The sequence below is a fragment of the Psychromonas algarum genome, from assembly GCF_004376845.1.
In the GTDB taxonomy this organism is placed as follows: domain Bacteria; phylum Pseudomonadota; class Gammaproteobacteria; order Enterobacterales; family Psychromonadaceae; genus Psychromonas.
The window spans coordinates 145,182-166,208 of the sequence record NZ_SNUW01000005.1 but is presented as its reverse complement, the minus strand read 5'-3'; the positions used below and the strand labels follow the sequence as shown (position 1 = coordinate 166,208).

General features: G+C 37.3%; 16 protein-coding genes. 8 read left to right on the top strand and 8 right to left on the bottom strand.

What is annotated here, in order from left to right:
• The 3 genes from E2R68_RS05945 to atzF all read left to right on the top strand — a co-directional run bounded on the left by E2R68_RS05945 (position 1) and on the right by atzF (position 6,202).
• On the top strand, positions 1 to 639 hold the full coding sequence (locus E2R68_RS05945) for an urea amidolyase associated protein UAAP2 (RefSeq protein ID WP_134276581.1): 639 nt from the start codon (positions 1 to 3) through the stop codon (positions 637 to 639).
• A 122-nt stretch (positions 640 to 761) separates the two neighbouring features.
• Entirely contained in the window at positions 762 to 4,373 is a 3,612-nt protein-coding gene (gene uca, locus E2R68_RS05940) for an urea carboxylase (RefSeq protein ID WP_134276580.1), read from the top strand.
• On the top strand, positions 4,373 to 6,202 hold the full coding sequence (atzF, locus tag E2R68_RS05935) for an allophanate hydrolase (protein WP_134276579.1): 1,830 nt from the start codon (positions 4,373 to 4,375) through the stop codon (positions 6,200 to 6,202). Before uca ends, atzF begins: the two co-directional genes overlap by 1 nt.
• An 82-nt stretch (positions 6,203 to 6,284) precedes the next feature.
• Here the strand turns inward: atzF and gcvP are convergent, their stop codons facing one another.
• Positions 6,285 to 9,185 carry an aminomethyl-transferring glycine dehydrogenase gene (gene gcvP / locus E2R68_RS05930; RefSeq protein ID WP_134276578.1) on the bottom strand — a complete coding sequence of 967 codons (2,901 nt, stop codon included), beginning with the start codon at positions 9,183 to 9,185 and terminating at the stop codon, positions 6,285 to 6,287.
• Between the two features lie 165 nt (positions 9,186 to 9,350).
• Positions 9,351 to 9,728, bottom strand: a complete 378-nt coding sequence (gene gcvH / locus E2R68_RS05925; protein WP_134276577.1) for a glycine cleavage system protein GcvH — start codon at positions 9,726 to 9,728, stop codon at positions 9,351 to 9,353.
• 345 nt (positions 9,729 to 10,073) lie between these two features.
• Here gcvH and E2R68_RS05920 point away from each other — a divergent pair, with 345 nt between their 5' ends.
• The 4 genes from E2R68_RS05920 (at position 10,074) to E2R68_RS05905 (ending at position 13,459) form a co-directional block, all read left to right on the top strand.
• Positions 10,074 to 10,700 carry a helix-turn-helix domain-containing protein gene (locus E2R68_RS05920; protein WP_134276576.1) on the top strand — a complete coding sequence of 209 codons (627 nt, stop codon included), beginning with the start codon at positions 10,074 to 10,076 and terminating at the stop codon, positions 10,698 to 10,700.
• Between the two features lie 65 nt (positions 10,701 to 10,765).
• The gene (gene gcvT / locus E2R68_RS05915; RefSeq protein WP_134276575.1) at positions 10,766 to 11,884 is read left to right on the top strand and encodes a glycine cleavage system aminomethyltransferase GcvT; all 1,119 of its coding nucleotides are present in this window, start codon (positions 10,766 to 10,768) and stop codon (positions 11,882 to 11,884) included.
• Between the two features lie 51 nt (positions 11,885 to 11,935).
• On the top strand, positions 11,936 to 12,742 hold the full coding sequence (locus E2R68_RS05910) for a PhzF family phenazine biosynthesis protein (protein ID WP_134276574.1): 807 nt from the start codon (positions 11,936 to 11,938) through the stop codon (positions 12,740 to 12,742).
• 15 nt (positions 12,743 to 12,757) lie between these two features.
• Entirely contained in the window at positions 12,758 to 13,459 is a 702-nt protein-coding gene (locus tag E2R68_RS05905; protein WP_134276573.1) for a pseudouridine synthase, read from the top strand.
• Between the two features lie 3 nt (positions 13,460 to 13,462).
• On the opposite strand, the gene E2R68_RS05900 is transcribed toward E2R68_RS05905, so the two are convergent.
• Positions 13,463 to 14,389 (bottom strand): M14 family metallopeptidase, encoded by a 927-nt coding sequence (locus tag E2R68_RS05900; protein WP_134276572.1) that lies wholly within the window; start codon positions 14,387 to 14,389, stop codon positions 13,463 to 13,465.
• 92 nt (positions 14,390 to 14,481) lie between these two features.
• On the opposite strand from E2R68_RS05900, the gene trhA reads away from it, so the two are divergent.
• Complete coding sequence (trhA, locus tag E2R68_RS05895; RefSeq protein WP_134276571.1) at positions 14,482 to 15,108, top strand: PAQR family membrane homeostasis protein TrhA; 627 nt, start codon at positions 14,482 to 14,484, stop codon at positions 15,106 to 15,108.
• A gap of 81 nt (positions 15,109 to 15,189) precedes the next feature.
• On the opposite strand, the gene E2R68_RS05890 is transcribed toward trhA, so the two are convergent.
• The 5 genes from E2R68_RS05890 to E2R68_RS05870 form a co-directional block, all read right to left on the bottom strand.
• Entirely contained in the window at positions 15,190 to 16,026 is an 837-nt protein-coding gene (locus E2R68_RS05890) for an ABC transporter ATP-binding protein (RefSeq protein WP_134276570.1), read from the bottom strand.
• Positions 16,027 to 16,060: 34 nt separating this feature from the next.
• Positions 16,061 to 17,002: an ABC transporter permease gene (locus E2R68_RS05885; protein ID WP_134276682.1), complete on the bottom strand. Its 942-nt coding sequence runs from the start codon at positions 17,000 to 17,002 to the stop codon at positions 16,061 to 16,063.
• Between the two features lie 175 nt (positions 17,003 to 17,177).
• Positions 17,178 to 18,494 (bottom strand): CmpA/NrtA family ABC transporter substrate-binding protein, encoded by a 1,317-nt coding sequence (locus E2R68_RS05880; protein WP_445177080.1) that lies wholly within the window; start codon positions 18,492 to 18,494, stop codon positions 17,178 to 17,180.
• A gap of 286 nt (positions 18,495 to 18,780) precedes the next feature.
• Complete coding sequence (locus E2R68_RS05875; RefSeq protein WP_134276568.1) at positions 18,781 to 19,404, bottom strand: ANTAR domain-containing response regulator; 624 nt, start codon at positions 19,402 to 19,404, stop codon at positions 18,781 to 18,783.
• A 419-nt stretch (positions 19,405 to 19,823) separates the two neighbouring features.
• A complete protein-coding gene (locus tag E2R68_RS05870) occupies positions 19,824 to 21,017 on the bottom strand; it encodes an NnrS family protein (RefSeq protein ID WP_134276567.1) in 1,194 nt (397 codons plus the stop codon).
• Between the last annotated feature and the right edge of the window lie 10 nt (positions 21,018 to 21,027).

Genomic DNA, 21,027 nt, shown 5'->3' with positions numbered 1-21,027 from the left:
ATGATCACTTCAAGTCAATTTAAAGCAGAACAAGCGACTCGCCGTGACACAGTACTTGCAGGTGATTATTACATGCAAGTTGTGAAAGCTGGACAAACATTACGTATTTTAGATCTAGAAGGTAACCAAGCAGCCGATACTTTATTTTATAACGCTAACGATCCAAGTGAACGTTATAGCGCTATGGATACTATTCGCGAGCAAGGTAATGTGTACTTAACAACTGGCACTAAGTTATTGTCTAATGATGGCAATGTGATGTTAGAAATTACTGCCGATACTTGTGGTCGTCACGATACATTAGGTGGAGCTTGTGCAACTGAAAGTAATACCGTGCGTTACGCAATTGAAAAAAAATGTATGCATGCCTGTCGTGATAGTTGGTTATTAGCGGTAGCTGAAAATCCACAATATGGTTTAAGCAAACGCGATATTACTCATAACATTAACTTCTTCATGAATGTACCAGTAAGTAGTGATGGTGGATTAAGTTTTGCTGATGGTATCAGTGGTGCGGGTAAATATGTAGAAATGACAGCTGCAATGGATGTAATTGTTTTATTATCAAATTGTCCTCAGTTGAATAACCCTTGTAATGCTTACAACCCAACTGCTGTAGAAATGTTGGTTTGGGATTAATCAATAGATAATTTGCTTTAAATAAGCTATTTAACAGCCATTACGAGCTAACAAGGACGACCTTGTTATCAAGTGCTCAAGACTATTTTCGGGACGACCCGACCTTTTAGAAGGTCATTATTATGTTTACCAAAGTATTAATTGCCAATCGTGGTGCCATTGCTTGTCGCATTATTCGCACCTTATCAAATATGGATATTCAAAGTGTTTCCATTTATAGCCTCGCCGATGCAGATAGCCTGCATGTTTCTCAAGCTGACGAAGCTTATTCTTTAGGTGAAGGCGGCGCTAAACAAACTTACCTTGATATCGACAAAGTTATCGCTATCGCTAAAAAATGCGGTGCACAAGCTATTCACCCGGGTTATGGATTCCTAAGTGAAAACGTTGAATTTGTTAGAGCATGTGAAGAAAATGATTTAGTCTTTTTAGGACCAACGCCAGAACAAATGCTGGAATTTGGGCTTAAACATAGAGCGCGTGAAATTGCAGAACAAGCTAACGTACCTTTGTTACCTGGTAGTGATCTACTTGAAGATTTAAATGAGGCATTAACTTGTGCTGATAAAATTGGTTACCCTGTCATGCTTAAAAGTACGGCTGGTGGCGGCGGTATCGGTATGCAGCGTTGTAATAGCGCCGAAGAATTAAGCCAAGCTTATGATTCAGTAAAAAGATTAAGTGAAAATAACTTTAGCAACAGCGCATTATTTTTAGAAAAATTTATCGTACAAGCGCGTCATATTGAAGTGCAAATTTTTGGTGATGGTGAAGGCCATGCTATTGCACTAGGTGAACGTGATTGTTCAGCACAACGCCGTAACCAAAAAGTCATCGAAGAGTGTCCTGCACCTAATTTAGCAGATGATGTTCGTCAACAGCTACACAGTACTGCGACACGTTTAGCGGCTTCAGTAAATTACCGTAATGCAGGTACTGTAGAGTTTGTTTTTGACCAAAAAGATCAAAAATTCTATTTCTTAGAAGTAAACACACGTTTGCAAGTTGAACACGGTGTGACCGAGTTAGTGTATAACGTTGACCTAGTTAACTGGATGGTTAGTTTAGGCGCTAAAGAGCTAGCTCCATTAGCAGAGCTTGAAAAAAACTTAGTAGCAAAAGGTCATGCAATTCAAGTTCGTATGTATGCAGAAGATGCTAACAAATCATTCCAACCAAGTGCAGGTTTAATCAGTCATGTTAAATGGGCAACAGAAATTGACCAAGGTACATTACGTATTGATCACTGGTTAGAAAGTGGCACTGAGATCTCACCATTTTTTGATCCTATGTTAGCAAAAGTGATTTGTCATAGTGATAGTCGAGAAAAAGCATTAACAGGTTTAAAACAGGCTCTTATTAGTAGTGAAATTTACGGTATAGAAACTAACAAAGATTATTTACATCAGTTATTAAGTAGTAAAGTGGTAGAAGATGCAGAGTTGTTAACACAAACATTAAATAGCTTTGTTTACACGCCTTGTTCAATTGATGTATTAACAGGTGGAACACAAACCACTATTCAAGATTACCCTGGCCGTAAAGGTTACTGGGATATAGGTGTACCACCTTCAGGTCCAATGGATAGTGTTAGTTTCCGTTTAGCTAATACTTTATTAGGTAATTCAGATGATGCTGCAGGTTTAGAGATCACTGTAAGCGGTCCAACATTACGTTTTAACAGTGCAACTCGTATCGTTTTAGCCGGTGCAACAATTAACGCTGAATTAGGTAGTATTGCTGTAAGTAATGGCGTTGTAATTAATGTAGAAGCAGGGCAAACCTTAACACTGGGTAACATTAAAGGTGCTGGCTCACGTGCATATTTGGCAGTGCAGGGGGGGATTCAATGCCCTGATTATTTAGGTAGTAAATCAACTTTTACGCTAGGTCAATTTGGTGGTCATGCGGGACGTGCATTACGTACCGGTGATGTATTAAGCATTGCAGAATTAGTTGGTAGCACATTTGCAGAGACTGAACCTGAAGCATCTGCATTATTGCCTGAAATTACTGATGAATGGACTATTCGTGTTATCTACGGTCCACATGGAGCACCGGACTTCTTCTGTCCTGAAGATATTGATGCCTTCTTTGATGCAACATGGAAAGTACACTTTAACTCAAGCCGTACTGGTGTGCGTTTAATGGGACCAAAACCAAAATGGGCACGTAATGACGGTGGTGAAGCAGGTTTACATCCATCAAATATTCATGACAATGCATATGCTGTTGGTACCATTGATTTCACTGGTGATATGCCAGTTATCTTAGGACCTGATGGTCCAAGTTTAGGTGGTTTTGTATGTCCGGTTACCATTATAAAGGCAGATTTATGGAAAGTAGGCCAATTAAAAGCGGGTGCGAGCATTCGTTTTCAACCTGTGTCTATTCTTGATGCCCAACAGTTAGAAACACAGCAAATTGAACAACTACAATCAGCTCGGTTTATTGAACAAAAAGCACCAACAGAACTACCTGAAAGTGCGATTATCAAAACAATTGATAAATCAGAGTTAAACGAACAAGTGGTTTACCGTGCTAGTGGTGAAGATTACTTGTTAGTTGAATATGGTCAACAAGTATTGGATGTTGCTTTACGTTTCCGTGTACATGCCTTGATGTTACAACTACAGGATATGAAAATTGCTGGCATAGAAGAATTAACGCCGGGTATTCGTTCTCTACAAATACATTATGATAATTTATTACTATCACAAGCTACGTTACTCGACTTATTAGCTAAAGCCGAGCAGGAATTAGGGGATGTAAGCCAATTAACAGTACCATCACGTATCGTGCATATTCCTTTATCTTGGGATGATTATGCAACCCGATTAGCGATTAAAAAATACGATGAATTAGTGCGTAAAGACGCACCTTGGTGCCCTGATAATATTGAATTTATCCGTCGCATTAATGGTTTAGATTCGGTTGAAGAAGTAAAAAAAATTGTTTTCAACGCTAGCTACTTAGTGATGGGACTAGGTGATGTTTATTTAGGTGCGCCAGTGGCAACACCGCTTGATCCTCGTCATCGTTTAGTTACCACTAAATACAACCCTGCACGTACATGGACACCTGAAAATGCAGTGGGTATTGGTGGTGCTTATTTATGTGTTTACGGTATGGAAGGACCTGGAGGTTATCAGTTTGTTGGTCGTACTTTACAAATGTGGAATCGTTACCGTAAAACAGCAGAATTTCAAAAACCGTGGTTATTACGTTTCTTCGATCAAATTAAATTTTACCCTGTAAGCAGTGAAGAATTAACACAAATTCGTCATGATTTCCCTCGTGGTGATTACCCATTAAAAATTGAAGAAACAACCTTTAGCTTAGCTGAATACCAACAAACTTTGGTTGATGCTCAAGAGTCGATTGTTTCCTTTAAAGATAAACAACAAAAAGCATTTGAAGCAGAACGTCAACGCTGGCAGGAAACAGGGCAGGCTAATTTTGTTGCCGATGAAATGACGCAAGTAGAAACCGATGTAGTAAGCTTAACTGCTGAACAACGTGCTGTTGATAGTCATGTAGCGGGTAATATTTGGAAAATATTAGTCAAACCGGGTGAGCAAGTGACGGCAGGTCAACCGCTATTAATTTTAGAAGCCATGAAAATGGAAATTGAAGTGGTGGCACCTGCTGCAGGTACTGTTGAAACCTTAGTACAAAAAGAAGGTGCACAGGTACACGCAGGGCAACGTTTATTGATTTTGGAGAAAAGCTAATGACAGATATTAAAAGCATAACAACACAAAATATGACCATTAGCGCTTTACAAGATGCTTACCGCAGTGGTGAATTAAACGTTGCAAGTTTTTTGGCTGCAAAGTTACAACAAGCTAAAGATGATCAAAATAATGTTTGGTTAGCGACTGTTTCAGATCAGCAGTTAACTGAAATGTTGGCAGCATTGAGCGAAAAGTCGATCGAGGATTTACCTTTATACGGTGTACCTTTTGCAATTAAAGATAATATTGATTTAAACATTTTGCCGACTACTGCGGGCTGTGAAGCGTATCGTTATCAGCCTGAGCAATCTGCGCAAGTTGTGCAATTGTTAATGGCAGCGGGTGCTATTCCATTAGGTAAAACTAATTTAGACCAGTTTGCTACTGGGCTTGTTGGTGTTCGAAGCCCGTGGGGCGGTGTTAAAAACAGCTTTAACCCTGAATATATTTCAGGTGGTTCAAGCTCGGGCAGTGCCGTTGCCGTTGCTAATGGGAACGTAAGTTTTTCACTCGGTACAGATACTGCAGGCTCAGGCCGTGTACCAGCAGCGCTTAATAACATTGTGGGTTTAAAAGCGACAAAAGGTTTGTTGAGTTGTACGGGTGTGGTACCCGCTTGTAAAAGTTTAGATTGCGTTACCTTTTTTGCTAATACGGTTGATGAGTTAAATGAACTATTAACTATTGCTGCAAAACAAGATATGAATGACTGCTACTCTCGACTCAATCTAGGCGCTGATGATGTTTATCAACCTGAGTCTGGTCTTAGATCATTAAAAATTGGTGTACCAGAACAAGAGCAACTTGCTTTTTTTGGTGATGAAAGTGCACAAGCCTTATTTGCTAATAGTGTTGAACAATTAAAACAAGCTGGTGCAGAAGTGGTTACGATTAACTTTCAACCGTTTTTAGATGCTGCGAAACTGTTATATGAAGGTCCTTGGGTTGCAGAGCGTTATGCAGCCATTGAAGAGTTTTTTGTTAACGACTCTAAGCAATGTTTACCTGTCATTGAAACCATCATTGGTGGCGCAACTAGCCATTCTGCAGTGAGTGCTTTTAAAGCAATGTATAAGCTACAGGCATTTAAAGTGAAATGTGATGCCATTCTTGAAACATTAGATTGTGTCGTAACACCAACAACGGGTACTACTTACACGATTGCTGATGTTGAAGCTGATCCTATTCAATTAAATTCTAACTTAGGTTATTACACCAACTTTATGAATTTATTGGATTATGCTGCGATTGCAGTGCCTGCTGGCTTTTTAGCATCAGGCTTACCGTATGGTATTACTTTATTTGGTCCTGCGTTTAGCGACCGTTTACTGTTGAGCGCTGGCGCTAAAATACAACAGCTTAATAATTTTACCTTAGGGGCGACTGAGCAAGCTTTAAATGATGTAAGTGATAAAGCAAGTGATGAGCAAATTGATATCGCTGTTTGTGGTGCACATTTAACTGGTTTTCCACTTAATCACCAATTAACAGAACGAGGTGGTTATTTAGTGAAAAGCTGTAATACCTCTGCAGATTATCGTTTTTACGCATTAGCAGGTGGCCCTCCTTTCCGCCCGGGTTTAATTCGAGTCGCTGAAGATGGAGCCGCAATTGAAGTTGAAGTGTGGCGTATACCGGTTAGTACTGTAGGGAGTTTTTTACAGGGAATAGGGCAACCATTAGGGCTTGGTAAAGTAGAATTAGATGATAGTAGTTGGGTAACTAGTTTTATTTGTGAAGGTTACGCAATTGACTCTGCTACTGATATCACCCATTTCGGTGGTTGGCGAGCTTACTTTGCTTCAAAAACTACTCTTAATGTATGATTGCTAAAGACTAAAATCTATTTAATAAAAAAGAGACAAACCAAGGTTTGTCTCTTTTGTTTTTTATACATTAATCTTTTATTTAATCTTCTATATAGTTTTCAATACTTGGGCATGAACAAACTAAATTACGATCCCCAAATACGTTATCTACACGATTCACAGTTGGCCAGTATTTAGCACCTTTACTGAATTCAGTAGGGAAGCAGGCTAGTTCACGAGAATAAGCATGTGTCCATTCTGTTTCCATTAAGTCTACTTGCGTATGTGGAGCATTGACCAATGGGTTATCTTGTAATGTCCATTCGCCCGATTCAACTTTTTTAACTTCATGACGAATTGCAATCATCGCATCACAGAAACGATCTAATTCACCAATATCTTCAGACTCAGTCGGTTCAATCATTAATGTACCTGCCACAGGAAATGACATTGTTGGCGCATGGAAACCATAGTCCATTAAACGCTTCGCAATATCTTCACCAGAGATACCTGAGGTTGCTTCAAGTGGACGAATATCAATAATACATTCATGAGCTACACGACCCTCTTTCCCAATATATAAAACAGGATAGTGAGGTCGTAAACGTTCCATTACATAGTTAGCGTTTAAAATAGCTAATTTAGTTGCTTCAGTTAAACCTTGCTCACCCATCATTGCAATGTAAGCATATGAAATAGGTAAGATAGAAGCTGATCCTAGCTCGGCTGCTGAAACAGCATAATGTTTATTATCTGCTGATTCAGTCACTTCAATATGTCCTGGTAAGAATGGGATCAGGTGTGATTTAACACCAATTGGCCCCATACCCGGACCGCCACCACCATGTGGAATACAGAAGGTTTTATGTAAGTTAAGGTGTGAAACATCGGAGCCAATAAACCCTGGGCTAGTTAATCCTACTTGTGCATTCATGTTAGCGCCATCTAGATATACTTGACCACCAGCTTCATGTACCCATTGACATACTTCTTGGATTGCTTCTTCATATACCCCGTGTGTAGAAGGGTAAGTGATCATGATACAAGACAGGTTCTCTCTATGTTTTTCGATTTTTTCTTTTAGATCTGCATGATCGATATTACCTAAAGCATCACAACCCACGACGACGACTTTCATAGAAACCATCGAAGCTGATGCTGGGTTGGTTCCGTGTGCAGAGCTTGGGATCAAACATACATTCCGATGTCCTTCTCCATTATGTTGATGATAACGCTGAATGGCGATTAAACCTGCATATTCACCTTGCGCACCAGAATTAGGTTGCAATGAAAACCCATCATATCCAGTGATTTCACATAACATACTGGTTAGTTTTTCAGCTAATTCTTGGTAACCAAAACTTTGCTCAGTAGGTGCAAAAGGGTGCATTTGACCAAATTCAGGCCAGGTCACTGGTAACATTTCAGCGGCCGCATTTAACTTCATAGTACAACTACCTAGTGGGATCATACCGTGGGTTAATGAATAATCTTTGTTTTCTAGTTTTTTCATGTAACGCATCATCTGCGTTTCACTATGATGTTCATTAAATACTGGATGAGTTAAATAGCTAGAAGTACGACGACAAGTTTCAGGAATGGCTGCAAATTCATCTTTAGCAATTTGCTCACTAAGTTCAGCAACAGTTAAAGCTTTACCTGTGATCGCTAATAATAGATCTTCCACATCTTTAGCTGTGGTTGTTTCATCTAAACTAACACCTAGCTGAACTGGAATATTGTCAGCAGTTGGGAACTTGCGGAGATTCATACCTTCAGCTAATGCACGATGGTAAATCGCTTTGCTGTGTTCGTTTGTGTTAAGCGTTAACGTATCAAAGAAAGCGCTGTTATCTAATTCAATACCTTCACTTTGTAAACCGGCAGCTAGGATGGCTGTAAAATGATGTACACGACGACCAATTTTACGTAATCCTTCTGGTCCGTGATATAAGGCATAAAATGCTGACATATTCGCTAACAATGCTTGTGCGGTACAAATGTTAGATGTCGCTTTTTCACGACGAATATGTTGCTCGCGAGTTTGCATAGCCATACGTAAAGCTTGTTTACCTTTACTGTCTTTCGAAACGCCGATAACACGACCAGGCATAGTACGTTTAAATTTATCACGTGTTGCCATGAAACCTGCATGTGGTCCACCAAATCCCATTGGAACACCAAAACGTTGTGCACTACCGATTACAACATCAGCGCCCATTTCACCTGGTGCTTTTAAGACAGTTAATGCTAATAAATCACATGCGACTGTTACTAGTGTTTTTTTAGCGTGAGCTTGTGCAATTATTTCTGTTAAGTCTTCAACATGACCTGTTGTACTTGGGTATTGTAAAATGGCAGCAAACACATCGTGCTGATCTAACTCGTCAATATTACCAGTGATAATGTCATAACCAATGTATTCAGCACGTGTGCGTATAACGTCAATGGTTTGTGGGTGTAATTGGTCGCTAACAAAAAAGGCATTACTTTTGCTTTTACTCGCGCGCTTACATAATGTCATTGATTCTGCGGCTGCGGTTGCTTCATCTAATAAAGAAGCATTTGCTAATTCCATAGCCGTTAAATCCATGATCATTTGTTGGTAGTTTAATAATGATTCTAAACGACCTTGTGAGATCTCTGGTTGATATGGAGTGTAAGCAGTGTACCAACCTGGATTTTCTAACACGTTTCGTAACACTACGTTAGGGGTAAGTGTGTTGTAATAACCTTGACCAATAAAACTACGGTTCACCACATTTTTTTCTGCAATCTCTTTTAATGAAGCCAACATATCAGATTCACTTTGTGGCTCAGCGAGTGTCATTTTGTGAGGGAGACGAATAGCAGCTGGGACTGTTTGATTGATCAGTTGATCTAAACTAGTGACCCCAATTGTGTCTAACATGATTTGTTGTTGAGCTTGGTTGGGACCATTGTGACGTGTTGCAAATTCTTGTTGGTCACTTAATAAATCGAGCAATGTATGAGTTGTCATATTTTTCCTAAACAGTAACAGGTTACAAAAAGGTAATTAAATCAATTGTGTTTGCATCATGTTTCTTTTAATAAACAGCTATTCTACAGTTGATAAAAGAAAGGCGAGTTCCTATGAAATCGCCTTAAGTATTCTTTGTTAGTTTAAACATCACTAAATGAACGCTTATTCTTCATTTGCCGCGTGATAATCTTCACTTGATGTTAAATTATCTAACTCACTAGCATCGGTTAGTTTAATTTTAACAATCCAGCCAGCAGAGTAAGGTGATTCGTTGATTAGCTCTGGGCTACCTTCTAATTCATCATTAATTTCAACCACTTCACCTGTAACTGGCGCATACAAATCTGATGCTGCTTTTACAGATTCAACTAAAGAGAATGCTTCTCCTGCTTCAGTTTCATCACCCACATCTGGTAAATCAACAAAAACTACGTCACCTAATAACTGTTGTGCTTGGTTTGAGATTCCCATAGTGATGGTACCGTCACCATTATCTAATACCCATTCATGTGTCTCTGTGAACTTTAATGCGCTTTCCATAATAATTCCTTAACTAATCAATGCTGACGATGTTAGTAATAACCCAAGATGGCTTAATACTTATTTATTCTATTATTTACTATTTCATGAGTTATGTTTCCAATAATAGATTTTTACTATTGAAAAATTGCATAACTCACATGCTTGTACTCGTTTGTTAGATGAAAGCAGTTAATAATCTCTAAATCAATAACAAGTTTTCACATTATAAGGAGTTCTTTACCCAAAAGTGAACAAAAGTTTCCAAAAGGAAACTTTATTTTCGCAGTGTGATCTAGATCGTTATTTTAATGTGCGCTTTTATTTTGGCAGGTTAATATAGTCATTATTAATAGGAGAGCAGCAATGACTGATCAGCATCAACAAGATATTTACCCTTCAATGACGATTTCAACAGATCAGCATGCACAAAAAATAGAGCCAATTAAATTAGGTGAGCGTTTAAAAGAGATCCGAAAAACGCTTGGATTAACGTTAGAAGAAGCGAGTCAAAAAACAGGGCTTGCACGCTCAACGTTATCAAAAATTGAAAATGAGCAGATATCACCTACGTTTCAGGCAATGCAAAAACTAACAAATGGACTACAGATAGATATACCACAGTTATTTGCAGCTCCTAAACAAGTGAATACAACAGGGCGCCGAGATATTACGCGCAATGAAATGGGTAAAGTGCATCCCACCTCTACTTATGAACATGAATTATTAGCAACACAACTAGTTAATAAAAAGATGATGCCATTTAAATCAACAATTCGTGCGCGTGATTTTGATGCTTATGCAGACTGGATCCGTCATGACGGGGAAGAGTTTTTATTAGTCCTTAGTGGTGAAATAACATTTTTCTCTGAATATTATGAGCCTGTGAATTTACAAGAAGGCGACTCAGTATATTACGATGCGAACATGGGACACATGTTAGTTTCCGTTAGTGAACAAGATGCAACCATTATATGGGTAACAGCATCATAACCATTTTTAAAAATTTTAATAAACGTAGCAATGCGTTTGTCACTTAGTTTATGGAGTAAACACAGATGTCAGAACAATTACATGTTACACCACTACATGCATTACATATTGAAATGGGTGGGAAAATGGTACCTTTTGCTGGATATGATATGCCTGTGCAATATGCATTGGGTGTAAAAAAGGAACATTTACATTGTCGTCAGTCAGCAGGATTGTTTGATGTTTCTCATATGGGGCAATTACGCTTAAAAGGAGAAAATGCAGCCCAAGCATTAGAAGCGTTAGTGCCTGTTGATATTCTGGACTTGCCTAATGGTAAGCAACGTTATGCATTTTTTACCAATGAACAAGGTGGTATTAGTGATGACCTGATGGTGACTAATTTTGGTGATCATTTATTTGTTGTCGTGAATGCTGCTTGTAAAGCACAAGATATTGCACATTTAACTGCAAATTTACCTGCAGATATTGAATTAGAACTTATTGAAGACAGAGCTTTATTAGCAATACAAGGCCCTAAAGCTGTTTCTGTATTAGCGGCACTTAATCCAAGTGTTAATAATATGGTCTTTATGGATGCAGAAAAAATGCAACTGGTAGGTGTTGAATGTTATGTGAGCCGTTCTGGTTATACGGGTGAAGATGGTTTTGAAATTTCCGTACCTGCAGCACAAGCAGAGCAATTAGCACGTGAACTATTGTCTGCCGATGAAGTTGAGTGGATTGGACTAGGCGCGCGTGACTCTTTACGTTTAGAGTGTGGTTTATGTTTATATGGGCATGACTTAGACGAAACAACAACACCCGTTGAAGCCAGTTTATTATGGGGCATTAGTAAAGCTCGTCGTGCAGATGGAGTACGTGCTGGTGGATTTCCGGGAAGTAATTTAATTCTTGAGCAAATAGCGACAAAAAACATTTCTCGTAAACGAGTTGGTTTAATTGGTAAAACTAAAGCACCTGTTCGACAAGGGGTTAAATTGTTTGATGCTAATGATAATGAAGTTGGTATTGTAACAAGTGGGACTTTTGGACCATCAATTGGTATTCCTGTTGCAATGGCTTATGTTACTACTGTTAATGCCGTTATTGGTACTGAGATATTTGCTGAAGTACGTGGTAAAAAACTAGCCATGACAGTAGAAAAAATGCCTTTTGTTGCGCAAAGTTATTATCGTGGTTAATACGCTCAGTTGTTAACTAATTAATTAACCATTTAAATAGAGGGGCACGTTGTGGAATTAACTATATTTGTTGTTGATGCTTTTACTGAATCACAATTTAAAGGTAACTCTGCTGCTGTGATCCCTTTAAAAGAATGGATCCCTGATCAATTAATGCAACATATTGCGGCTGAGAATAACCTATCTGAAACGGCTTTTATTAAACCACGTAGTGATAATAAATATGAAATAAGATGGTTTTCACCGTTAACTGAAATTGACTTTTGTGGTCATGCAACCTTAGCCAGTTCATTTGTTTTATTTAACTATTTTGATGTTAAAAATGAAATTGAATTTGTTACTTTAGCCGTTGGGAATGTAAGTGCTGTGCAGTTATCTGATGGTCGTATTCAAATGAGTTTTCCAAATCAACAGCCTGAATTAATTGAGCAATGTCCGCAAGCCCTGATTGACGGATTATCCATTAAACCACAACAAATATTAAAAAATCGGCAAGCTTATTTTGCTGTATTAGAATCGCAAGATGAAGTATTAGCCATCGAATATGACAGTGCAAAACTTAAACAGCTAGCTCCATATGACTTAGTGGTGACAGCAAGAGGTGGTGATGGTTTGCATGATTTTGTTTCTCGTTACTTTTGGCCTACAAATGGTGGTGGGGAAGATCCCGTTACAGGCTCTATTCATGCGGGGTTAACACCTTATTGGGCAAGTATTCTAGGTAAAGAAAAACTAATCGCTTTGCAAGCATCAAAACGTGCCGGAAAGTTATATTGTGAGGTATTAGGGGAGCGAATATTAGTTTCTGGTTTTGCTGTGTTTTATTTACAAGGCAAGTTAAATGTTACAGGTTTATAGGTTGTGTAAAAGCCGATGCGTTTAGATAAATTTATTGCTAAAAGTACAACGCTAAACAAGCAACAAGTAATTGTTGTTATTCAAGCAGAAAAAATCTTAGTCAATAACATATTGATCACTGATTGTGCCTTTCAAGTTCATGAGAATAACCATGTGACTTTAGAAGGACGTTTGTTGAAGACAAGACCATTTCGATATTTGTTAATGCATAAACCTGCACACACCATTTGTTCTAATATTGATGAAGTTTATCCTTCAGCACTCAACCTTTTAAAGCTTAATAATGATATAGAACATGTTTCTGAATTACATATAGCAGGTCGCTTGGATGTTGATACAACAGGATTAATTTTAATCACCGATGATGGTAGATGGACATTTAACATTACGTTGCCAACAAATAATTGTTCGAAAATATATCGTGTTAATTTATCAAAAGTTATTACGCAGGATATTGTTAAACGCTTTGCTGAAGGCATTCAATTACAAGGTGAAGCGAATTTAACCTTGCCGGCTTTTATCGAGGTTATTAATTCAAAAGAAGTGTTGCTAACATTAACCGAAGGGAAGTTTCATCAAGTTAAACGTATGTTTTCCGCTGTTGGAAACCGTGTTGTAAAATTACATAGAGAACAAATTGGTGATGTTAAATTAGATGTTGCAGCTGGAAAGTGGCGTTATCTAACGCCACTGGAAATCAATAGCTTTTATAAATGAACTTTAATCATTGCTTTGTAACAATATAAAGTCGATTGCTGCTTTAATTGCTGCGACCTGCGCACGATTACAATCTTGATCATTAACTTGCTTACTATCTGGGTAAACCTCTGTTGTAGTGGTGTATGCTGCGTTGGTCATGCCTGCACATAAACCTAGCTCTTTTACTGGGTAATATATAATTCCTTCACCTTCCACTTTAGAGCCTATAATGTCGCCATTGTTATCTGCTGGGGCGATATGAGTCACCTGTTTAACGGAATCAATTATAGAAGCTTGAAAAGCGGCTTGTTTATTCTCAGAATCTCCTACTAGATAGAACCCATCTGGAATACTATCTGCAATGAAGTCTTCACCATTACGAGCAGCTAATGCGGGTCTAAATTCGCTTTCATCAGAGTCGGTTGTTTCGTGCAAGTCGATATGTAAGATCACTTCTCCTTCAAGTTCAGCAACAAAACACATCGCATTAGCTGCTTCTTGACTTGGACTTGCTTCTACAAATGAGCGATTAGGATCAACAGCATAAGGGTTCCAACGAACGATATGTTCATAACCCCAAGGGCTTACGCAAGGTAGTGCAACAATATTAAAATGATTTGTATAATCTTCTGCTACTTCATGCATAAATTGCAGTGCACCATGTACTCCACTTGTTTCATAGCCATGTACACCACCTGTGATTAAAACGATGGGTTTGTTAATGTCCCATGATTTACTTTTTAATGCGTATAAAGGATAACTACTAGGGTCAATGGTGAGTGCACCATATTGAATAAGATCAAAACGTTCAGCAAGATCTTTTAATTGAGTGACAACATCATCTTGATAATAACGTGCTTTAACAGCGCCATCTAACCATTGCTGTTTTTCAGCTTCTTGCCACGGAACACCAAATAATCCGATTGGATAAAATGTATTTTTTTGCATGCTTGCCCTCAACTGTTTTTATTTTAATAAGTTGTAGTGTGCCATGTATAACCTTACTCTGTATGTACCTTAGTAAAAATTTAAGAAATATTATGTATTATGGTGAGAAATTTAACAGCATCACGCATTTAGTTGGAGCAGTGTTGGCACTCATTGGATTTGGTGTGTTATTAACTATTGCTTTTCAAGAATATCATTGGCGCATTATTGTTGGTTTTAGTGTGTTTGGAATAACCTTAATTACCTTGTACACCATGTCTGTGCTTTACCATAGTTTTCAATTACCTCATTTGAAAAAAGTATTCCAAGAATTAGATCATGTGTCTATTTACCTCTTAATAGCAGGTACTTATACACCTTATATGCTGCTCTCTTTAAAAGATAACGGCGGCATGATGATGTTAGCCTTGGTATGGGGGTTAGCTGTTATTGGCCTGATTATCGACGTACTGGTCACTAAACGTATTGAATGGTTGCAAATTATTATCTATTTAGCCATGGGCTGGATATGTATTTTTAAATATTCTGCATTGCAAATTGCTATTCCTGGTGCTGGTATTACTTGGTTAACGATTGGTGGTATTGCTTATACGGTAGGGATCATTTTTTATATTCTAGATGATTTTAATAAGTTAAAACATGCTCATGGTATATGGCATTTGTTTGTTTTAATGGGGTCATTAAGTCACTTTATTTCAATTGCATTTTATGTTCGTTAAATTCGTTATTGGGAGCAAAAGCCCCCAATAATAGGCATCTTGATGCGAGATGTCGTGGTGCCACTGTACTTTTTTGATTGTTTAAGCTGTTTTAACATTTGACTCTTTTGCCACTGTTTTATTAGCAATGTTTTCCACTTTTCTTTGTTTCTCATATAAAAATGTTAATACATCAGAACGCAAACGATTGTAGTTTGCGTCTTTTGATAAACTTAATCGATCACGAGGACGTTCTAAATTAACTTCTAATATTTCACCTATGGTTGCACTAGGACCATTTGTCATCATGACAATTCTATCTGATAACAATACAGCTTCATCTACATCATGTGTGATCATAATAACGGTATTGTTTAGTTCGTTTTGAATTTCCATTAATGAATCTTGCATATGTGCTCGTGTTAATGCATCTAATGCCCCAAAAGGTTCATCCATTAATAGCACTTCTGGTTGCATTGCTAATGCTCGTGCAATACCTACACGCTGTTTCATTCCGCCTGAAATTTCATTTGGACGTTTATGCATTGCATGATCCATATGTACTAATTTTAAGTTATGTTCTATCCAGTCTTTTTTTTCTGCTTTACTCATTTTTTTACCAAAGACTTGTTCAACAGCGAGTTCTACATTCTGATAAGCAGTTAACCAAGGAAGTAATGAATGATTTTGAAAAACAACTGCACGTTCAGGGCCTGGTTCAGAGACTTCTTTACCGCTTAAAATAACGCCTCCTCGACTTGCTTTATAAAGACCAGCAACAACATTTAATACAGTTGATTTACCACAACCAGAATGTCCGATTAATGATACAAATTCACCTTTTTTAATTTGTAAATCAACACCTTTTAATGCGGTGAAATCACCAGAAGGGGTTGGGAAAACCATATCAATATGGCTAATATCAAGTAATGTGCTCATGTTAGTATCCTCAATTTTATTAAATTTATAATGCTTAAACCGTTGTTGCTGACTTATCCCAAGATGCAATGCGCTGTAGTTGCAACATGCCTCTATCAAGTAAGAAACCAATAAAACCAATAACTAAAACGGCTGCCATAATGCGTGCTAAAGAGTCTGAACTTCCGTTTTGAAATTCATCCCAAACAAATTTTCCAAGACCAGGGTTTTGTGCAAGCATTTCAGCTGCAATTAATACCATCCATGCGACACCAAATGATAAGCGCATGCCAGTAAAGATCATCGGTACAGAAGCAGGTAAAACAATTTTTTGAATGTGTTTGTGAACGGGTAAGCGTAAAACGCGGCTTACATTTTTTAAGTCTTGCTCTAGTGATGACACACCAATTGATGTATTGATCACCATTGGCCATAAACTACATAAAGTCACCGTCAGTAATGAGTTGATAAATGATTTTGAGACCAATGGATCATCAGAAACATATAATGCACTAACGACTATGGTAACTAAGGGTAACCAGGCAAGCGGAGAAACCGGTTTGAAGATTTGTATGATAGGATTGATAGCCGAATTTAAGTTTTTACTTAATCCCATTGCAATGCCTAATGGAATGGCGATGATAGCAGCTAATAAAAAACCACAAGTCACTGTGATTAAACTGGTTAAAATTTGATCAAAGAAAGTTGCTTTACCAGTGTAATCTCTAATTTTTGCATCATAAGTAGGATCTTGTGCTAAGCGCTTAGCGTTTCTGACTTCTTGTCTTTGATAAAATTTTTCTGCTTTTTCTCTTTCAACAATATGCTCATCATAAAGTGTTTCAAATTGTTCATAAACGGCACTTGGCCCAGGGAATTCTCCTAATGAGGTTTGTATGTTTTTAGCTGCAATATTCCAAAGTAATAAAAACAACATAATACCGAGAAAAGGTAATACGAGTACCTTACATGCTGATTTTATGAGACTTTTTAGCATTTCTAAAACACTAGAAAATGAAGTTTCTGATAGTGTGAATTTATTCGTTAATGTAGATATTGTCATTAGAACTGATCCTTGTTGAACACTATTTTTTTAGTGCCTAACTAATATCATTAGGCACTAGGTGGTTTAACGTTAAACTGCCGGGTTACTATAATTGATTACTTTATATTTACAGTTTTTCATCTTTTTTAAGACCAATTTTGAAGGAGTTGATATAAGCATTAGGTGTATTACCGTCATAGACTAAGTCATCGATAAAGTGTGTTTGTGGGGCTCTAAAACCTTTTTCGGTTGCAAAGTCAGGGAAGTCTTTGGCATCGGCTAGCTTCTCATCGATCAAAGATTGTGCTGCTTGTTGGTAGATATCAGGACGATATACTTTTTTAGCTAAGTCTTTGTACCAATCATCTGATTTTTCTTCTGAAATTTGTCCCCAACGACGCATTTGTGTTAAATACCAAATTGCATCTGAGTAGTACGGGTAGGTTGCGTTGTATCGGAAAAACACATTGAAATCAGGAACAGAACGTTTATCACCTTTTTCATATTCAAAAGTCCCGGTCATACTATTTGCAATTACTTCGTAATCAGCACCTACATAGTTTGATTGGGATAGAATTTTTACTGCGGCAGGACGGTTTTTATTATCGTTTTCATCTAACCACATTGCTGCTCGGATCAATGCACGTGTTAAACGAATTGTTGTATTTGGATATTTTTCTGCAAACTCAGCAGTTAAACCAAATACTTTCTCTGGGTTATTTTTCCAAATCTCATAATCGGTTACAACAGGTACACCAATGCCTTTAAATACTGCTTGTTGATTCCATGGTTCACCTACGCTGTAACCATAAATAGTACCTGCTTCTAATGTTGAAGGCATTTGTGGAGGAGGTGTTACAGATAAAATTGCATCGGCATCAAGGTGACCACTAGTATCTCCTTTATGAGGTGCATAAAATCCTGGGTGGATACCACCAGCAGCTAACCAATATCTTAATTCATAGTTATGTGTTGATACAGGGAATACCATTCCCATATTAAATGGTTTTCCCTGTTTTTTGTAAGATTCAACAACCGGTTTTAGTGCATCTGCTTTAATTGGATGTACAGGCCAGCCATCAGCTTGTTTAGGGATATTTGGTTTCATTTGTTTCCAAATTTCATTAGAAACGGTTATTGCATTACCATTTAAGTCCATGGAAAAAGGCGTAATGATATGTGCTTTTGTACCAAAACCCATGGTTGCTGCAATGGGTTGACCCGCTAACATATGTGCACCGTCTAAACGTCCATCAATTAGACCATCAAGTAGAACTTTCCAGTTTGCTTGCGCTTCAACTGTGACATATAAGCCTTCATCTTCGAAATAGCCATTCTCGTAGGCAATGGCAATGGGAGCCATATCGGTTAATTTAATAAATCCAAATTTTAATTCTTCTTTTTCTGGTTCTCCTAGCTTTTCGGCCTGTGTAAAAGAGAGCATGCTTGCTGATATTGCGATACTAATGGCAACATTTTTTGTTGCTGTTTTGAAGGGGGTGATCCAATTCATTACTAGGTTCCTTTTTAGTATTAAAAATAACGAGATAAAAATTTTTCAAAAAAAAACGCTCATTACGTTTCTTTAAATAAGAAGCGTAATGAGCGTCGTTGCTCTATTAAAATATCAAGCGTCGTTGCTTGAATTTTAGTGTTATCTTTGCATCGCCGTTGATGAAAGATAATGTTCTATTTGGGTTAGTGGTACTTGGTAATAAACTTTTTACTCATCAATTTAATAAATCATAAGTATCAGCAATATTTTTAGAAACAATCGCTAATGTCTGACCCTTATTCATTGCAGCTTGCCTTAGTAGGTTGAATGCTTCTTGTTCGCTTAAGCTTTTATGTTGCATGATGTAACCTTTAGCTCGTTCAACGATCTTTCTATTTGCCAATTGTGTTTTTGTTTGATTAAGTTCATCACGAAGTGATTGTCGTTGTTTAAATCTTTCACAAGCAAGTGTGATTAAATTTACTAATCGTTCGCTGTGATCCTTATTCACAATATAAGCACTGACTCCCGCTTTAATTGATAATTTAATTAATGATTGTGTTTCTTGTTTTGCATAAATAAGCACTGGCAAAGGTGCGAGTTGATCAATGATTGCCAGTTCTTTTAATGTATCTTGAGTAGGAATATTTGTGTTAATGATTAAGATGTCAGGATGATATTGCATGCATTTTTCAGCTAATGTTAATGAACTATCATTATCATTGAGAATATGATGATGCTCAGTGATTAAAGCTGATTTTAATATTGAGTTATTTAGTTGCTGATCTTCAATAAGCAAGATAGACAATGTGTTATGCATTTCTATTTTTTTATTTGATGATCTCACGCTAATTGTCATTCCTTTGAGCCTTAACTTAATCCATTATTCATCAATGTTATAGCACAAGCGATGCCAACTTTTAAAATTTCATTTAAATCAGTGGCTTATGTAATTTGTTGTCATGCATTAATAAAGTTAAGGTAAAAATATTGCACCAAGTCAGGATAATAATAAGCAAGTTGCACTGCAGAAGGGCATTAATCAATGTCTTTGTTAAATATATAAAAAACCAGTCACTTCAATAAGGACTGGTTTTTGATTTAAACAAAAAGTTTATTTATTCTTTTTCTGTTCTTCGTCTACTTTCTTTTTCTCTTCATCGTGACCAGTACCGCCACATCCACCACAACAACTCATATACTTCTCCAAATTTAGTTAATATTAAGTAAGTAAAACACTTAAGGTGTATTTTTAACCTTTATAATTTTAGATTGTTTTTAATTGATTCTAGGTTTAAACAAAATAGGTACATAAATAATAATAAAGCTAGCAAAGCCAATGATCCAAAGCACAACGGAAGTTGTTAACACATAGCTATATGTATCAATAAAATAGATACCAAATACACGTACAACAAAGGCTAAGATTATTGCTGCAAAAGCAATTGTCATGGTTTTGCCAACTACAATCATTCGTCCTGTATGCCCTAAAGAAACACGAGCAATCATACTTAGGATCATGGTTCCCATCGCACCAACAGTTAGACTGTGAATAGCTTGTGATTGGCTAACTACATTGGTAATTTCAGATAATCCAAACATTAATAAACCAACCGCAATACACCAGTAACTAATATGTAAAGACCAAACTAGTGGTGTTTTTAGCGTGACAGAAAACTTCCAACGGAAAACTCTAATAGCATGAATAATACTTGCTGTTATAAATAAAGTTGCTGTAACAGCTGATGGGATTTCTACAAATTTTGCGCCAGCAATGACAGCAAGAATAATGCTGATCAATGATAATTTTTCTAATAATGGGTTGGCAACCACTCGAGGGGTTTTTGTTCCATTCGCTGTAAACATTGGGAATACACGTCCACCCATAATGCACATAACAAGTGTAATTAATAACACCATAAAGGTCGCACCTTGTAACATTAACAACATGTTATAAGTTGCAGCACTACAATGCATAACTGCATTTGTAATCGCCATTATTAATAGAATGGGAAGGAACATTAAATTACGCCATAATTTTGCTTTGATAATAGGGATAGCTAATGCAATAGCTGCTAATGGCAAAAAAGAGATATCTAATGCAGCAATTAATGTGCGTGGTAATTGCTCAGGGAAGAAAAAAGCAATACGAGCGAGTAACCATATTATAACTAAAGCGCCTAAGCCTGCGCCATGTAAGCTGCGGATACCACTCCAGTTTTGTACGGCAGTGAGTAAAAATCCAACAATGATAGTCGCTGCAAAAGCAAATAGCATTTCGTGAATATGCCACCACATACTGCCACCATATAAATTCATAGTGACATTACCTGTTAAAATGCCATCCCAAATTAATAAGCTGAAAATACTGAATATTGCAGCAAATAAAAAGAAAGGGCGGAAAGCGAAGTCTAAAAATGCCAGTGGCTTTTTCTCTGTCGTGCTTTGATTTGGATCTGAAATATTAAGCATGTTTCACCAT

Excerpts from the sequence above, each read along its gene's own strand:
- E2R68_RS05945 (WP_134276581.1), top strand. The coding sequence starts at position 1 with ATGATCACTTCAAGTCAATTTAAAGCAGAACAAGCGACTCGCCGTGAC.
- uca (WP_134276580.1), top strand. The coding sequence starts at position 762 with ATGTTTACCAAAGTATTAATTGCCAATCGTGGTGCCATTGCTTGTCGC.
- atzF (WP_134276579.1), top strand. The coding sequence starts at position 4,373 with ATGACAGATATTAAAAGCATAACAACACAAAATATGACCATTAGCGCT.
- gcvP (WP_134276578.1), bottom strand. The coding sequence starts at position 9,185 with ATGACAACTCATACATTGCTCGATTTATTAAGTGACCAACAAGAATTT.
- gcvH (WP_134276577.1), bottom strand. The coding sequence starts at position 9,728 with ATGGAAAGCGCATTAAAGTTCACAGAGACACATGAATGGGTATTAGAT.
- E2R68_RS05920 (WP_134276576.1), top strand. The coding sequence starts at position 10,074 with ATGACTGATCAGCATCAACAAGATATTTACCCTTCAATGACGATTTCA.
- gcvT (WP_134276575.1), top strand. The coding sequence starts at position 10,766 with ATGTCAGAACAATTACATGTTACACCACTACATGCATTACATATTGAA.
- E2R68_RS05905 (WP_134276573.1), top strand. The coding sequence starts at position 12,758 with ATGCGTTTAGATAAATTTATTGCTAAAAGTACAACGCTAAACAAGCAA.
- E2R68_RS05900 (WP_134276572.1), bottom strand. The coding sequence starts at position 14,389 with ATGCAAAAAAATACATTTTATCCAATCGGATTATTTGGTGTTCCGTGG.
- trhA (WP_134276571.1), top strand. The coding sequence starts at position 14,482 with ATGTATTATGGTGAGAAATTTAACAGCATCACGCATTTAGTTGGAGCA.
- E2R68_RS05890 (WP_134276570.1), bottom strand. The coding sequence starts at position 16,026 with ATGAGCACATTACTTGATATTAGCCATATTGATATGGTTTTCCCAACC.
- E2R68_RS05885 (WP_134276682.1), bottom strand. The coding sequence starts at position 17,002 with ATGCTAAAAAGTCTCATAAAATCAGCATGTAAGGTACTCGTATTACCT.
- E2R68_RS05880 (WP_445177080.1), bottom strand. The coding sequence starts at position 18,494 with ATGCTCTCTTTTACACAGGCCGAAAAGCTAGGAGAACCAGAAAAAGAA.
- E2R68_RS05875 (WP_134276568.1), bottom strand. The coding sequence starts at position 19,404 with ATGACAATTAGCGTGAGATCATCAAATAAAAAAATAGAAATGCATAAC.
- E2R68_RS05870 (WP_134276567.1), bottom strand. The coding sequence starts at position 21,017 with ATGCTTAATATTTCAGATCCAAATCAAAGCACGACAGAGAAAAAGCCA.